This is a genomic window from Mesorhizobium sp. M1322, from assembly GCF_040318085.1.
GTDB lineage: Bacteria > Pseudomonadota > Alphaproteobacteria > Rhizobiales > Rhizobiaceae > Mesorhizobium.
Window position 1 is genome coordinate 1 of record NZ_JAMYLP010000118.1, and the last position, 13,393, is coordinate 13,393.

Sequence of the window (13,393 nt, forward strand, 5' to 3'; positions counted from 1 at the left end):
ATCGCCGCCGTCAGCGACGTCTTGCCATGATCGACATGGCCAATCGTGCCAATGTTCACATGAGGCTTTGTACGCTCGAATTTACCTTTTGCCATAGTCTCTTTCCTTGGACGGCCTGGACCTTCAGTTCAGTCGAATGCGGGGCGATTAGCGACTGCGGCCGAAAAACACAAGTGCCTTGTGGCCGGGCGCTTTCTCACCCGGGTCTGAACCCATGATCCGATTTCGGGGATGTGGCGCGGATATAGGAACGAACGAGAAGGAATGGAATGGCTGAAGATAGGTCCCGCGGGTTACCGGCATTCGGCGGATTGGAAATCGCCGCTTCCGCCTGTCCGCCTTGCCGGATTTACAACCGGATCTGGCCTATTGCCGGTGTGGCGCCGGTCTGATTTCCTGATCGGATGCATTTCATTCCGATCGCCATTCGCGGCCCGCTGTTCATGATCCTCTCGACCGGGTCCTATGTCGCCAACGACACGATGATGAAGCTTGCGACGGTCGGGCTGCTGCCCTATGAAGTGCTGTTTCTGCGCGGGACGGCGGCAACGCTGTGGGGCATCCCGTTGCTGCTTTCGTTGGGCTACGCCAAGCAGATCCCGCTGATCCTCGACAGGAGAGTGTTACAAAGAAACCTGCTCGAGCTGGCGGCAATCCTTTGCTACGTGGTGGCCCTCGCCAACATGCAGATAGCCGATTCGACCGCCCTGGGGCAGATCACTCCCCTGCTCATGCTGATTGGCTCCTCTGTCCTGTTCGGCGAACGGATCGGCGGCCTGCGCATGGCGCTGATCGGGCTCGGCTTCATCGGTGCGGTGATGGTGGCGCAGCCGACCATGCAGGGAATCTCGGTCTACGCCGTGCTGGCGCTCGGCAACGCGGCATTCGCCGCCGCGCGCGATCTCGCCGGACGGCGGGTCGCCTCCCACGTGCCTGGAATGATCGTTGCGATTTCCGCGGTGGTGGTGGTGCTGGTCGGCTCAGGCGTCGCGCATCTGCTGTCGGAGCGTTGGGTGATGCCCGAGACGCATCATTTGCTGCTGTTGGCCGGGGCCGGATTGTTCCTGATCTTCGGCCATTTCTTCATCTTCATGGCCTATCGCGTCGGGCCGACCGGCGTGGTGGCGCCGTTCTATTACTGCTTCACCGTCTGGGCGGTCATTTCCGGCCTGGTGGTGTTCCAGCAATTGCCGAACGCGCTGGCGATCAGCGGCATCCTGCTGGTGGTGGCCAGCGGGCTGACCATCGTGTCGCTCGACGAGCGCAGGCGCCGTCTGACCGTGGTGGCCTAGAGCTGGATACCGCCCACGGGACGACGGTCAGCTGAGTGGAGAAACTCATGGCAAACCAAAAGAATGTAAGCAGCCAGAATGCCGGCAACCGCATGCTTGCCGGAAAATGCCTGTGCGGCGCCGTGCAATACGCGGTGGCCGACGAGTTCATCTACGCCGCCAACTGCCACTGCTCGAACTGCCGGCGCACCACCGGTTCAGCCTTCAAACCGTTTGCCGGCATCGAGCGTGAGAGACTGAGCCTGACCAAGGGCGAGGACAACCTCCTGATCTTTGGCGAGGAGGCCGGCCATGACACTCGCTGCAAGACCTGCGGCTCATTGCTCTATTCGGTCGTCCGCGACGGTGCTTTCGTGCACGTCGCCATGGGAACCCTCGTCGACGAGCCGACGATCCGTGCGGCGCAGCACATCTTTGTCGGCTCCAAGGCGAAGTGGTTCGCGATCACCGACGACCTGCCCCAATATGACGAGCATGTCGCCGGAGGTGCTGAATAAGAACCTGGCGATGTGGATGCCGGTTAAAATACGTCAGTCAGGCTGCCGAAGCGACAGCTCTGCCTGGCTTCTAATTTCTAAAGAGCCCGGTTCCCGGTGAACTGGTGATAGGCCCACAGAACGACCACCGATCCCAGCACGGCAACGATCAGGCTATAGATGTTGAGGCCGGTAACGCCTGACGCGCCGAAGGCGCTGAAGATCAGGCCGCCGACAACAGCGCCGACGATCCCGAGTACGATATCAAGAACAAGGCCCTGCCCGCTCTTGTTGACGATCTTGCTGCCTATAAAGCCGGCTATGGCGCCAAGGATGATCCAGCTTAATATTGACATTTTCCTCTCCATTCCCCGCATCCGATTACTTCCACATTATTAGGCAAAGCTCAAGCCAACTTGACATTTCATGATTACAGCAAGCTCAACCAACTTGAAATTCGGCCCGGATGCATCATTGTGGGGATGGGACGGCAGGCCAACGATCCGGGCAATGCGCTGGGCCCCACAGGTCATTCGCGAGTTCGCGCAAAGGACAGGGCTGAACGAGCAGGACTTGCTCAAGCAACTATCCGCGGCTTTGCCGGGCGTCGTCGATCAGTTGCGCCGAACGACTGCCGCAACAGCATCAGGTCGCTTCCGCGTTCAACAGCAGTGAGTTGGAGCCCTGCGCGTCCACTGGTGCGCAATGCTCTAGCACCTTGATTTTCTGGCACTTTGATCTTGGGTGTGAAATCTGGAGCGGGTAGCGGGAATCGAACCCGCATATTCAGCTTGGAAGGCTGCTGCTCTACCACTGAGCTATACCCGCGCCTCTCGCCCGAAAACCGCTATGCACTTTTCGGTCCGATGCTTTTGCGTTTCAGGGCTTCCGGGCCGGCAGTGGTGGAGAGGGTTGGATTTGAACCAACGTAGGCATAGCCAACGGATTTACAGTCCGTCCCCTTTAACCACTCGGGCACCTCTCCAGTCTGCCGCCGGAGCCATGCAACGAGGCATCGACGCGTCGCGACCGCGTGAGCAGCCCTTCGCGAAGCGCCTTATGGCGGCAGCGTCCAAAACTGTCAACCGCAACGTCCCGGCAAAACGCACTGAATTTCTTGACGGCCCGCCGAGCAGGGTATCCGGCTGTATCCATAGGCGGACGACACGGCTATAGAACCGGCCATGAGCAACGATAACAAGCCCAGAACCCCGAAAGACACCCACTACGCCAAGCTGCGCCGAGCGCATCGCGACGAGAAGAGCGGCGGCGCGCCGGCGTTCAGGCCGCGCCAGCCGGTGCCACCGGGAGAGACAGCTGCGGATGGTCTGGTGCGGCTTTACGGTCTGCATACGGTGCGAGCAGCACTCGACAATCCGCGCCGGCGGATCAAGAAGATGCTGGTGACGCGCAACGCCGCCGAGCGGCTGGCGATTGCCGACCTCGCCGCCCTGCCCTTTGAGACAGAGATGGTCGAGCCGAAAGACATCGACAAGGTCACCGGCTCCGATGCCGTACATCAGGGCGTGCTGATCGAAGCCGAACCGCTGAAGCCGAAGCGCCTCGACGCGCTCGGCGACACAACGCTGGTGCTGGTGCTCGACCAGGTCACCGATCCACACAATGTCGGCGCGATCCTGCGCTCGGCGGTCGCCTTCGGCGCCGGCGCGCTGATCACCACGGCGCGCCACAGCCCGCATGAATCCGGCGTGCTGGCGAAATCGGCCTCCGGCGGGCTGGAGCATATTGATCAGATCGAGGTGAAAAACCTCGCCGACGCGCTCGGCCAGTTGCACGATGCCGGTTTCCAGACCATCGGTCTCGATTCGGACGGGCCGGCGGAACTCGAAAAGAGTTTTTCGGGAGAAAAGATCGCATTGGTGCTAGGCGCCGAAGGCAAGGGCCTGCGCCAGAAGACCCGCGAAACGGTGACGACGCTCGCCCGGCTCGACATGCCCGGCGCGATCCGCTCGCTCAACGTGTCGAATGCTGCGGCGGTGAGCCTTTATGCGGCGAGGAAATTTTTAGGGCGGTAGGGGAATAGGGCAGTAAGGGAGTAGGGAAGTGCAGTTTGTCGGATGCCGTGAATTTTGACCTCCCCTACTGCCCTACTGCCCTACTGCCCTAACCCGTGCCCCGCCATTCGCTCCAGCGCCCTGACCAGCGCCGAGTGATCCTCCTTGGCGCCGCCATTGGCCGCGCAGGAGTTGAACAATTGTTGCGTCGTCGATGTGTTGGGCAGCGAAACGCCAAGCGCTTTTGCCCCTTCCAGCGCCAGGTTAAGATCCTTCTGGTGCAGTTCGATGCGAAAGCCCGGCGCGAAGCTGCGCTTGATCATGCGCTCGCCATGCACTTCGAGGATGCGCGAGGCCGCCAGCCCGCCCATCAGCGCCTGACGCACCTTGCCTGGATCGGCGCCGGCTTTCGATGCGAAAACAAGGGCTTCGGCGACCGCTTCAATGGTCAGCGCGACGACGATCTGGTTGGCGACCTTGGTGGTCTGGCCGACGCCGTTGGGGCCAACCAGCGTGATGTTCTTGCCCATCTTTTCGAACACCGGCCTGGCGCGCTCGAAAGCCTTTTCCTCGCCGCCGACCATAATGGTCAGCGACGCCGCCTTGGCGCCAACCTCGCCGCCCGATACCGGCGCGTCGAGATAGTCGCAGCCGAGGTCGTTAATCTTCTTGGCAAAAGCCTTGGTCTCGATCGGCGAGATCGAGCTCATGTCGATGACCAGCTTGCCCGCGGTCAGGCCGGACGCGACACCGTTGTCGCCGAACAGCACATCGGCCACCTCAGGCGTATCGGGAACCATGGTGATGGTGATGTCGGCGGCATGTGCCACGGCGTGATGGCCGGTGACGGTCTTCAGACCCTTGGCGACGAGATCGGCCGGCGGTTTCGAGCGATGGTCGCTGGCGACCACGGCGTAGCCCGCATCGAGCAGATGCCCCGCCATCGGCGCGCCCATGATGCCGAGGCCAATGAAGCCGATGGTGTCCATTGATTATCTCCCTGGTATTTTCCTTGTTAAGGCCGCGTTCCTTCGCGCCCCCCTCTGGCCTGCCGGCCATCTCCCCCACAAGGAGGGAGATTGGATGTCACCGCCGCTTTCGCCAATTTTCGAGGTTGAAAAAATACAAGCCGGCGCCGGAACTGCCGATCTCCCCACCCGTGGGGAGATGGCCGGCAGGCCAGAGGGGGCGCGACGGAACGCGACGTCAATAATCGTTGACCCCTAAGCCGCCGCGCTGCCCTGCCCGGCCAAGTTCTGGAACCAGCCCAGCCCGGCTTCCGTCCCGGCCTTCGGCTTGTATTCCGCCCCGACCCAGCCCGAATAACCGATGCGGTCGATGTGGCTGTACAGAAAAGGAAAATTGATCTCGCCCGTCCCCGGCTCATGGCGGCCGGGATTGTCCGCAAGCTGGATATGCGCGATGCGGCCGAGGTTTGCCTCGATGGTGCGGGCGAGATCCCCCTCCATGATCTGCATGTGATAAATGTCGTATTGCAGGAACAGGTTCTTCGAGCCGACGCGGTCGATGAGCGCCAGAGCCTGATCCGAATAGTTCAGCAAGAAGCCGGGAATATCGAGCGTGTTGATCGGCTCGATCAACAGCCTGATGCCGGCCTGCTCCAGCTTCTCCGCCGCGAAAGCCAGGTTTTCGGCGAAGACGTCTTCCAGCACACTCCGGTCGACGCCCTGCGGCGCAATGCCGGCGAGGCAGTTGACCTGTTCGCAGCCCAGCGCATGCGCATAGGTGATCGCCTTGGCGACGCCTTGCCGGAACTCGGGAACGCGATCCGGCAACACGGCGATGCCGCGCTCGCCCTTGCCCCAGTCGCCGGCTGGCAGGTTGAACAGCACCTGCGTCAGGCCGTTCTTCTTCAACCTCGCCGCAATTACCTCCGGCGCATGGTCATAAGGCCCGATATATTCGACACCCCTAAAGCCAGCGCGGGCGGCGGCATCGAAGCGGTCGAGGAAATCATGCTCGCCAAAGAGCATCGAGAGATTGGCTGAGAAACGCGGCATTCTTTTTCTCCGTTCAGTCGAGCATCACGATCGCGGTCGGGGCGTCTTCATGGTGTTCGGCAAGCTCCTCGAATTCGGTGATCTTGTCGATCTCGGTGCCCATCGAAACATTGGTGACGCGCTCGAGGATGAATTCGAGCACGACGGGAACCTGGTGCTCCTTCATCAGGCGCTGCGCCTGCTTGAAGGCGCCGGCGAATTCCTCCGGCCTGCGCACCCGGACCGCCTTGCAGCCCATCGCCTCGGCGACGGCGACATGGTCGACGCCGTAGCCAGCCTCCGGGTCGTCCTTCCGGTTGATGTTCTCGAAGGCGAGGCTGACCTCGAAATCCATCGAAAAGCCGCGCTGCGCCTGACGGATCAGGCCGAGATAGGCATTGTTCACGACGACATGGATATAGGGCAATCTGTGCTGCGCGCCGACCGCCAGTTCCTCGATCATGAACTGGAAATCATAGTCGCCGGACAGCGCCACTATATTGCGGTGCGGATCGGCGGCGCGAACGCCAAGTGCTGCCGGCAGCGTCCAGCCGAGCGGGCCGGCCTGGCCGCAATTGATCCAGTTGCGCGGCTTATAGACATGCAGGAACTGCGCGCCGGCGATCTGCGAAAGTCCGATCGTGGTGACATAGGTGGTGTCGCGGCCAAATGCCTTGTTCATCTCCTCGTAGACGCGCTGCGGTTTCAGCGGCACCTGGTCGAAATGCGTCTTGCGCTTCATCGTCTTCTTGCGGCCCTGGCATTCCCTTGCCCAGCCCGACCAGTCGCGCAATTTTCCCGCCGTCTTCCACTCGGTGGCGACGTCGAGCAGCATTTTGAGCGCCGCACCGGCATCCGACACGACACCGAGGTCCGGCGCGAAGACACGGCCGATTTGGGTCGGCTCGATGTCGACATGGATGAATTTTTTCCCCCTGGTGTAGACATCGACCGAACCGGTGTGGCGGTTGGCCCAACGGTTGCCGATGCCGAAGACGAAATCGGCCTCGAGCATCGTCGCATTGCCGTAGCGATGCGATGTCTGCAGCCCGCACATGCCGGCCATCAGCCGGTGGTCGTCGGGAATCGCGCCCCAGCCCATCAGCGTCGGGATCACGGGTACGCCGGCGACTTCCGCGAACTCGATCAGCAGGTCCGAAGCATCGGCGTTGATGATGCCGCCGCCGGCGACGATCAGCGGTCTTTCGGCCGCGTTGAGCATCGCCAACGCTTTCTCGGCCTGGCTGCGTGACATTGCCGGCTTGAACGGCACCAGCGGCTCATAGGCGTCGATGTCGAACTCGATCTCGGCCAGTTGCACATCGACCGGCAGGTCGACGAGAACCGGCCCCGGCCGCGATGAACGCATCAGGTGGAACGCCTTCTGCAGCGCCATCGGCACGAGATAAGGTTCCATGACGGTGACCGCCCATTTGGCCACGGGCGCGGCGATGGCGGCGATGTCGACCGCCTGGAAATCCTCCTTGTTGAGTCGCGCCCGCGGCGCCTGGCCGGTGATGCAGAGGATCGGGATGGAATCGGCCGCGGCCGAATAGAGCCCGGTGATCATGTCGGTGCCGGCCGGGCCCGAAGTGCCGATGCACAGGCCGATATTGCCTGCTTTGGCGCGGGTATAACCTTCGGCCATGTGCGACGCCGCCTCGACATGGCGCGCGAGGATGTGGCGGATGGTGCCCCTCGCTTTCAGCGCCGAATAGAACGGGTTGATGGCAGCGCCCGGCACGCCGAAGGCACAGGAAATGCCTTCTTTTTCCAAAACGAGAACCGCTGCATCGACTGCGCGCATTCTGGCCATGTCAGCCTCCACGGAATGTGTTGATGACCGAGAATGCCAGTGCACCGACTATTTTTCAATTTTTTCAGAATATTTTTTCATTTCCAAGAAACGGCATCTACCATTTGATTTTATTGGATCTTCCATTTTCCATGAAATTGACACGACAAATAGTGAAAAACTTTTTTATTGCGCATATGGCGAAATCGGCAAGAATGCCGCCATGGAAACCACTGAAAAACGCCAGCGCGGGCGGCCGCGTGCCTTCCACGGTCCGTCCGACGCCGCTTCGGTACAGTCACTCGACCGGGCGCTGCGCATCCTGGCCATCGTGGCCGACGGCAGCGGTCTGTCGCTGAGCGAGATCGCCGCGCAGAGCGGCCTCCCCGCCTCCACCGCCTACCGCATGCTGACGACGCTGGAAAACCACGGCATGGTCGAGTTCGACAGCACCGACCAGCTTTGGTCGATCGGCGTCGAGACTTATCGCATGGGCGCGGCGTTCCTGCGCCGCCGCAAGCTGGTCGACCGCGCCCGCACCGTCATGCAGGAACTGATGGAGAAGACCGGCGAGACCGCCAATCTCGGCGTCGCCGAGGACGATTGCGTCGTCTTCGTCAGCCAGGTCGAGACGCATCAGGCGATCCGCGCCTTCTTTCGGCCGGGCACGCGCAGTTCTTTCCATGCGTCGGGCATCGGCAAGGCGGTGCTGGCGCATCTCGAGCCGGAGCGGGTCGGCGCCATCCTGCGCCGGGCCGGGCTGGAGCGCTTCACCGAAAAGACGCTGTCCGACATCTCGGCGCTGGCCCGCGACCTGGTGACGATCAAACTGCGCGGCTGGTCGGTCGACGACGAGGAGCGGCACCCCGGCATGCGCTGCGTGGCCGCCGCCATTTTCAACGAGTTCGGCGAGCCGATCGGCGGCGTTTCGGTTTCGGGACCGACGGTGCGAGTGACGCCGGAGCGGCTGGCTGAGATCGGCCCGCTGGTGCACGATGCGGCAGCGGCGGTGACGAAGATGATCGGCGGCAGGACACCCTAAGGGCCTGACGACATAGGTGTCCGAGTACGGATCGTAGCTCTGATAGCGGTTGAGGCAGCGCCGGACGTGCCATGAGCCGCCATTTTCCTCGATATAGACGGTGCGCGGCTGGGCGAGCGCGGTGCCGAGCAGGAAGCCGCCGACGCCGGCGGCGATGCCGATGCCAAGGTGCTTATTGTGATGTGCCTGTGATGGGCGGCCGAAGGCTGAACGGTGCCGGCCAGCATGGCGGCGGCGACAGTGGTGGCGATGAGGCCGGAAATGATGGTTCGCTTGAACATGACGATCTCCTTGCTGCGTTGTGTGAGAGGCGATCCATCCGCCTCTTGACGATCAGTCGTTGCAGCAAGGAAAAAGGTTCGACGGTTTTTTTGATTTTTTCGAGGGCGCAAAAGCGGCCGGTTTGAACAGGGTTTGCAGTCAGGCGCGCATCACGACCGCGAGGAGCGCCGGTCGACAGTCCGCCGGGGGAAAGCCTCAGCCCATGCCGGTGATATGGCGCAGCCAGAATGCGAGCGCGATGAAGCCGATGATGGTGGTGACGCCGGTCCAGTCGACGTTGACGCTCTTCAGATCCTTGATGAGCTTCACCAGGAGAATCCAGGCCACGACGACGACCAAGGCAATGACAACAAGTCTGATCATGCGACACCCTCGCCTATGCGATTGCACCCTGATCAATATAAGAGGCGAATTGGCCGTTTTCAGGATGCCCGCGCCGGAAGCTCCGGCGCGCTCACGGGCAAAACAGAGTTTTGTCTTTACTGGCGCAACAAATATGCTAACCGGAGCGCCGTGCCCTTGTAGCTCAGCTGGTAGAGCAGCGGTTTTGTAAACCGAAGGTCGGCGGTTCGATTCCGTCCGGGGGCACCAGAACCACGCATCGTATTTGGTTCATGGTCGGAACGCTGCCAGTGCCAATTCGGAGAAACCACAATTAAGCCGAAGCAGGCTGTTGTGGCGATGGTGCTGGATGGCAAAAAGGATTTCGTCTTACCCGACGCTGTCAAAATAGAAGCGGAGGAAGCCAATATAACTTCCGGCGATTGCCTTCCGAACTGATCAACTCTCGGAAGCCACAATCGAAATCTCGGGTTGCCATAACGGTCACCTTCAGCTTGAACGCAACTCGTCGGATAACTAAGCTGGATTGAATGGATACTGCTCGCGCTCATCGAAAGCCACGAACAGGCCCAGGGCAGCAGTTACTTCGAGGATAGCTTCGGTCAGATCGTCGTTGGATGCGACCAAACCAGGTGCAGCCTGCCGAACTTGGTTCAATGCTGCTTTGACCGAAACGGTGTCCCCATGGCCGGCCCTGTTGAGGACTGCGGCAATCGCCTGATCTAGAACTGGACCGACCCTATGGGCGATTCTCATCCACCTCCCCCCCCGGGACGCAAGAGGTAATAGTAGCCTGTCTGGGGCCGGGATGCAACCAACGCGCGAAATCACGCCAAATTGGGTCTGGCGCGGCGGGCCTTGGCCGGTCGCGGCGGAACTCATTGCTCTGGAAGAGACTTGCGAGCCCGTTTCGCGAACCGATCAAAATCGCCGGCACCTGAAAGCGGCCAAACGAGGTTAACAGTAGGTCCACCGCTCGGGTACAAAGCGGTACACGGGGTTAACCGCTTCAGAGGAAGAGGCCCTTTCTAACCGATTTGATTTCTGGTCAAATTCTGGTGGAACGCTCAAGTTGGATTTGGGCCTTATCGCGGTCCGGGGCACCAGCAAGCGCCTCTTGTGAGAATATCTGCTCATCCCCGATTTCCACAGGTTGGGACCGTAGCATATCAGTCCCAACGCTTATATTCCCTAGTGGAAACCATAGGAGTCTCTGTTGGAGCAGAAACGCACGATCGCCCCCTTTATTGGTGGCATGTATGGCAGCCTTGTTGCCCTCGCGTTGGTGTTCGGTTTCCGCTTCCTAATGACTCCCGATCCCGATCCGACGTCGCAAGCAACTATAGTCCTTTCAGGACTGGCCTTTTCGATCTGTTTCAGCCTGACCTTCCTGCGCGAGCATCGACGCCAAATCGCCGCCGCGAGAGAATTTCTCGGCCGCCCAAGATCGTATCGAGGCTAATCCCCGCGTTCTGCAACGCAAAGCGCCCATGCCCTTCCTCATGTCCTCCGGGGCGTGCCCCGGGGCATCAGAAAAATTCTGGAATCGAACCAACGGATTTAATAGGGCGATGCGGATCGGCCGGCATCGCCTGCTCGCCGGCCATTTTAATGTCATTCGATTAAAATGCTCTTGTGTATATTAGCAATCGCTCAATTTGGCGTGTCGACAATGTCAGGGCGGGTTAAAACCAAATGGGTGATGTCATGCGAAGCGACTTCGCCGCTGCGCGCGAGCTCTTGGAGTGTGCCCAAAACCGGCTCTGCGGCATGGACGAAACGAGCCAGCGCGTCAGCGAGGCACTCGACTCCCTGATTGAGGAACTAGCAATCGCGGAATTCCGGAAAGCGCCATTGACGGTCGTGCCGTTTCCGCGCGCGCGGCCCCCCCAGACATGCTCGGTAAAATTGGCGATCGTGCCCCCGGGAAGGCAACTATCTCTCTCGGGATTGCTTGGCACGCTGGCGCCTTACGCTTTTTGGAGCACATGCTTTAAATAGATTTCGCGAAAGCTGCGGCACTGGGATCTTTTTCCCTGTGATGTGCGGTGTTCTGAAACTGCGAGCTGATCCATGTCACGCTGTGGAGATGTCTACGAGAACAAGGTGACCGGCGAATATACAGTGATCCTGCGCGGCACCGAAGACCGTGGCGAAGGGCCTGGCATCGTTTATTTAACCGCTCGGCCGGGGGCCGCGGTGGTAGGCGAGCACTTCCACCCGAATATGATTGAACGTTTTACCGTCTTCAGCGGCCGGCTCGACGCCCGCATCGCCGGCAAGACCTTTTCTCTGGGGCCCGGCCAGTCCGCCACGGTCGAGCCAGGCGTCGCACATGATTGGTGGAACAGCAGCAAGACCAAAGAAGCGCAAGTCCTGGTCGAAGTCGACCGGGCGCAAGGTGCGGATCACATTGACTCGAACCGTTTCGAGCTACTGATCGGCATGCTCTTCGGCTTGGCCAATGCCGGCAAGGTGGATAAAAAGGGCCGACCTTCGCCGCTTCAAGCGGCAGTCATCGCCAGGGAATTTGCCGACGTGATCGTCTTCACTCGGCCGTCACCGGCGATCCAGCGGGTGGCGTTGGGGCTTCTGGTGCCGCTTGCCAACCTGCTTGGCTATCGGGCGATCGATCCCAGCTACTGCAAACCGCACGCACATATCACCCCGGCCGCCCAAATCCTCGCGCTGGCAGGCCTTTTGGGTGCGTGATTTCGATGTCGCAAATTGGGCAACACTCGCTTTCACAGTTTGCAAGTCCTTGGGTGGAGCCGGCGCTTCTTGGCCCCTCACGACCTCCGGTGTCGCGGCCGTGAAGCTGCTGCAGGAAAATAGTTAGGCGATCTTTGTCCATCTCTTGAAGGCCGCAAGGTCAGCAGACAACAACTTGAACCACTCGCCGTTTCCCCGCTTCTCAGCGAAGCGACGATGCCAGTACGCCTCAACGCCGACTGGATCATCGGTCAGAATGGCATGGATAAGAATGGTTTCGTCGGGTAGTTCTATTTGTACTTGCCGCGATCGGCGTGCAATGGATGACGTACGACCTACCTTGAAGTCCTTACCGTACTTGATTAGACATAGCCGAGCGCGGGCTTGTCGGCAGCTTCGCCACCATCCGGATGGGACTTTGCGATAGCGAGAAAATCGTCGCAGTAGGCAACGACCTGATGGTCCTCACGACCCGCCGCGAAGCTCCTCAACTCCGCCGCAAGTTCGCCAATGCGCCATCGACTTTTGATCGCTGTAATGCTCACGAAATCCAGGTTGTTGGAGCCTTCGAAAGCTAGGTCGCCAGATTTGGGAAATGCTCCGATACGCTTCGCAAGATCGCTGACTTGCTGAAGAATTTCGCTGTTGTCGTACCCGGCGAACCATTCAAGAGGCGCGAAACCTGCTTCGGATAGGGCGTCACTCCACTTTCGCCAAATACGATTTCTCCAAGTGTGATTGGCAATCCCGGTTTCCGATAAGAACCTTTTCTCTCCGGAGGAACGCCGCCGGATGATGCCGCAATGGAACGGATCGCCCGGATGATTTCCTGCTTCTGGATTTCCTTATTCACTGGCCCATCTCACAAGTCACTGTTAGTCGAATGCTTATCACACCATATTGGCGAGTGAAGCCAAGCAGCGATTGGTGTGGAATTTCGGTAGAGATTTCGGTCCGATCAATCAGATGTGCGCAGCGCTGGATTACCGCCGTCCCCCGTCGACTTGACGCGCCAGCGTCTGCCGGCATGGCGCATTGCATCCTCGCGAGACGGCACTGGGGTCTGCAATGGTTTGGGTGAGAGGCCTCCTTCCAATCGCCGCCACCAGAATTCGGTTCTGCCTTCGTATCGCCGCGCGCAACTCAGCGATCCTCGCCTCGTCGCGTTTCACGAACTCGATGAACATCATGTTCATGTTGTTGAAGATCAGTTCGCCGAGCGCCGGCCCGTCTGTATCGGAGCGCACCAAGCCGATCGCGACCGGACGGCAATTCCCGTGGCGGAGCACTGACTGACGGGACCACCGCCCCGCCGTCTCCCGAAAAAACGTCCGTTGGTCGGCTTAGTGTCTGAATCAAAACGACTGGTGCAATTTCAAGGTCTTGCGAGGCGACGCGTGAGCAGGCGGATGTGGGCGATGAAGACCCAGGCTTCGG

The 13,393-nt window shown here is 60.3% G+C and carries 17 protein-coding genes, 3 tRNA genes and 1 pseudogene; 7 read left to right on the forward strand and 14 right to left on the reverse strand.

Annotated elements, in window-relative coordinates; all coding sequences use genetic code 11:
• A partial coding sequence (locus tag NKH12_RS27360; protein ID WP_032936484.1) for a GTP-binding protein occupies positions 1-95 on the reverse strand: 95 nt, incomplete at its 3' end.
• Between the two features lie 309 nt (positions 96-404).
• On the opposite strand from NKH12_RS27360, the gene NKH12_RS27365 reads away from it, so the two are divergent.
• Together NKH12_RS27365 and NKH12_RS27370 are read left to right on the forward strand one after the other, a co-directional pair.
• Positions 405-1,292 (forward strand): DMT family transporter, encoded by an 888-nt coding sequence (locus NKH12_RS27365; RefSeq protein WP_352956010.1) that lies wholly within the window; start codon positions 405-407, stop codon positions 1,290-1,292.
• 47 nt (positions 1,293-1,339) lie between these two features.
• Positions 1,340-1,789 carry a GFA family protein gene (locus NKH12_RS27370; protein ID WP_352956011.1) on the forward strand — a complete coding sequence of 150 codons (450 nt, stop codon included), beginning with the start codon at positions 1,340-1,342 and terminating at the stop codon, positions 1,787-1,789.
• 77 nt (positions 1,790-1,866) lie between these two features.
• On the opposite strand, the gene NKH12_RS27375 is transcribed toward NKH12_RS27370, so the two are convergent.
• The 3 genes from NKH12_RS27375 to NKH12_RS27390 form a co-directional block, all read right to left on the reverse strand.
• Entirely contained in the window at positions 1,867-2,124 is a 258-nt protein-coding gene (locus NKH12_RS27375; RefSeq protein WP_065008269.1) for a GlsB/YeaQ/YmgE family stress response membrane protein, read from the reverse strand.
• Between the two features lie 398 nt (positions 2,125-2,522).
• Positions 2,523-2,596, reverse strand: a tRNA-Gly gene (locus tag NKH12_RS27385).
• Positions 2,597-2,668: 72 nt separating this feature from the next.
• A tRNA-Tyr gene (locus tag NKH12_RS27390) sits at positions 2,669-2,753 on the reverse strand.
• A gap of 199 nt (positions 2,754-2,952) precedes the next feature.
• Here NKH12_RS27390 and NKH12_RS27395 point away from each other — a divergent pair.
• Positions 2,953-3,804, forward strand: coding sequence for a TrmH family RNA methyltransferase (locus tag NKH12_RS27395; RefSeq protein WP_352956012.1), 852 nt, complete (start codon positions 2,953-2,955; stop codon positions 3,802-3,804).
• Between the two features lie 80 nt (positions 3,805-3,884).
• On the opposite strand, the gene NKH12_RS27400 is transcribed toward NKH12_RS27395, so the two are convergent.
• The 3 genes from NKH12_RS27400 to gcl all read right to left on the reverse strand — a co-directional run bounded on the left by NKH12_RS27400 (position 3,885) and on the right by gcl (position 7,599).
• The gene (locus NKH12_RS27400; protein ID WP_352956013.1) at positions 3,885-4,772 is read right to left on the reverse strand and encodes a 2-hydroxy-3-oxopropionate reductase; all 888 of its coding nucleotides are present in this window, start codon (positions 4,770-4,772) and stop codon (positions 3,885-3,887) included.
• A 234-nt stretch (positions 4,773-5,006) separates the two neighbouring features.
• The gene (gene hyi, locus NKH12_RS27405; RefSeq protein ID WP_352956014.1) at positions 5,007-5,804 is read right to left on the reverse strand and encodes a hydroxypyruvate isomerase; all 798 of its coding nucleotides are present in this window, start codon (positions 5,802-5,804) and stop codon (positions 5,007-5,009) included.
• A gap of 13 nt (positions 5,805-5,817) precedes the next feature.
• Positions 5,818-7,599, reverse strand: coding sequence for a glyoxylate carboligase (gene gcl / locus NKH12_RS27410; RefSeq protein WP_352956015.1), 1,782 nt, complete (start codon positions 7,597-7,599; stop codon positions 5,818-5,820).
• A 202-nt stretch (positions 7,600-7,801) separates the two neighbouring features.
• Between gcl and bhcR the strand changes: the two genes are divergently transcribed.
• The gene (gene bhcR / locus NKH12_RS27415) at positions 7,802-8,620 is read left to right on the forward strand and encodes an HTH-type transcriptional regulator BhcR (protein WP_192358480.1); all 819 of its coding nucleotides are present in this window, start codon (positions 7,802-7,804) and stop codon (positions 8,618-8,620) included.
• Between the two features lie 36 nt (positions 8,621-8,656).
• Here bhcR and NKH12_RS27420 read toward each other — a convergent pair.
• A pseudogene (locus tag NKH12_RS27420) lies at positions 8,657-8,935 on the reverse strand (hypothetical protein); the annotation flags it as partial.
• A gap of 162 nt (positions 8,936-9,097) precedes the next feature.
• Positions 9,098-9,265, reverse strand: a complete 168-nt coding sequence (locus tag NKH12_RS27425; RefSeq protein ID WP_352956016.1) for a hypothetical protein — start codon at positions 9,263-9,265, stop codon at positions 9,098-9,100.
• 152 nt (positions 9,266-9,417) lie between these two features.
• Here NKH12_RS27425 and NKH12_RS27430 point away from each other — a divergent pair.
• A tRNA-Thr gene (locus NKH12_RS27430) sits at positions 9,418-9,493 on the forward strand.
• A 267-nt stretch (positions 9,494-9,760) separates the two neighbouring features.
• Here the strand turns inward: NKH12_RS27430 and NKH12_RS27435 are convergent.
• On the reverse strand, positions 9,761-10,000 hold the full coding sequence (locus NKH12_RS27435; RefSeq protein ID WP_352956017.1) for a hypothetical protein: 240 nt from the start codon (positions 9,998-10,000) through the stop codon (positions 9,761-9,763).
• A 460-nt stretch (positions 10,001-10,460) separates the two neighbouring features.
• On the opposite strand from NKH12_RS27435, the gene NKH12_RS27440 reads away from it, so the two are divergent.
• Together NKH12_RS27440 and NKH12_RS27445 are read left to right on the forward strand one after the other, a co-directional pair.
• Positions 10,461-10,706 (forward strand): hypothetical protein, encoded by a 246-nt coding sequence (locus tag NKH12_RS27440; RefSeq protein ID WP_352956018.1) that lies wholly within the window; start codon positions 10,461-10,463, stop codon positions 10,704-10,706.
• A 644-nt stretch (positions 10,707-11,350) separates the two neighbouring features.
• The gene (locus tag NKH12_RS27445) at positions 11,351-11,956 is read left to right on the forward strand and encodes a cupin domain-containing protein (RefSeq protein ID WP_352956019.1); all 606 of its coding nucleotides are present in this window, start codon (positions 11,351-11,353) and stop codon (positions 11,954-11,956) included.
• Positions 11,957-12,079: 123 nt separating this feature from the next.
• Here NKH12_RS27445 and NKH12_RS27450 read toward each other — a convergent pair whose 3' ends face one another.
• The 4 genes from NKH12_RS27450 to NKH12_RS27465 all read right to left on the reverse strand — a co-directional run bounded on the left by NKH12_RS27450 (position 12,080) and on the right by NKH12_RS27465 (position 13,203).
• Positions 12,080-12,400: a GIY-YIG nuclease family protein gene (locus tag NKH12_RS27450; RefSeq protein ID WP_352956023.1), complete on the reverse strand. Its 321-nt coding sequence runs from the start codon at positions 12,398-12,400 to the stop codon at positions 12,080-12,082.
• Positions 12,319-12,501, reverse strand: a complete 183-nt coding sequence (locus NKH12_RS27455; RefSeq protein WP_352956020.1) for a hypothetical protein — start codon at positions 12,499-12,501, stop codon at positions 12,319-12,321. The genes NKH12_RS27450 and NKH12_RS27455 overlap by 82 nt, the downstream gene beginning before the upstream one ends.
• A 29-nt stretch (positions 12,502-12,530) precedes the next feature.
• The gene (locus NKH12_RS27460) at positions 12,531-12,809 is read right to left on the reverse strand and encodes a hypothetical protein (RefSeq protein WP_352956021.1); all 279 of its coding nucleotides are present in this window, start codon (positions 12,807-12,809) and stop codon (positions 12,531-12,533) included.
• A gap of 130 nt (positions 12,810-12,939) precedes the next feature.
• Positions 12,940-13,203 carry a hypothetical protein gene (locus tag NKH12_RS27465; protein ID WP_352956022.1) on the reverse strand — a complete coding sequence of 88 codons (264 nt, stop codon included), beginning with the start codon at positions 13,201-13,203 and terminating at the stop codon, positions 12,940-12,942.
• Between the last annotated feature and the right edge of the window lie 190 nt (positions 13,204-13,393).

Bases quoted from the DNA above. Each gene is read 5' to 3' on its own strand.
- NKH12_RS27365 (WP_352956010.1), top strand. From the start codon at position 405: ATGCATTTCATTCCGATCGCCATTCGCGGCCCGCTGTTCATGATCCTC.
- NKH12_RS27370 (WP_352956011.1), top strand. From the start codon at position 1,340: ATGGCAAACCAAAAGAATGTAAGCAGCCAGAATGCCGGCAACCGCATG.
- NKH12_RS27375 (WP_065008269.1), bottom strand. From the start codon at position 2,124: ATGTCAATATTAAGCTGGATCATCCTTGGCGCCATAGCCGGCTTTATA.
- NKH12_RS27395 (WP_352956012.1), top strand. From the start codon at position 2,953: ATGAGCAACGATAACAAGCCCAGAACCCCGAAAGACACCCACTACGCC.
- NKH12_RS27400 (WP_352956013.1), bottom strand. From the start codon at position 4,772: ATGGACACCATCGGCTTCATTGGCCTCGGCATCATGGGCGCGCCGATG.
- hyi (WP_352956014.1), bottom strand. From the start codon at position 5,804: ATGCCGCGTTTCTCAGCCAATCTCTCGATGCTCTTTGGCGAGCATGAT.
- gcl (WP_352956015.1), bottom strand. From the start codon at position 7,599: ATGGCCAGAATGCGCGCAGTCGATGCAGCGGTTCTCGTTTTGGAAAAA.
- bhcR (WP_192358480.1), top strand. From the start codon at position 7,802: ATGGAAACCACTGAAAAACGCCAGCGCGGGCGGCCGCGTGCCTTCCAC.
- NKH12_RS27425 (WP_352956016.1), bottom strand. From the start codon at position 9,265: ATGATCAGACTTGTTGTCATTGCCTTGGTCGTCGTCGTGGCCTGGATT.
- NKH12_RS27435 (WP_352956017.1), bottom strand. From the start codon at position 10,000: ATGAGAATCGCCCATAGGGTCGGTCCAGTTCTAGATCAGGCGATTGCC.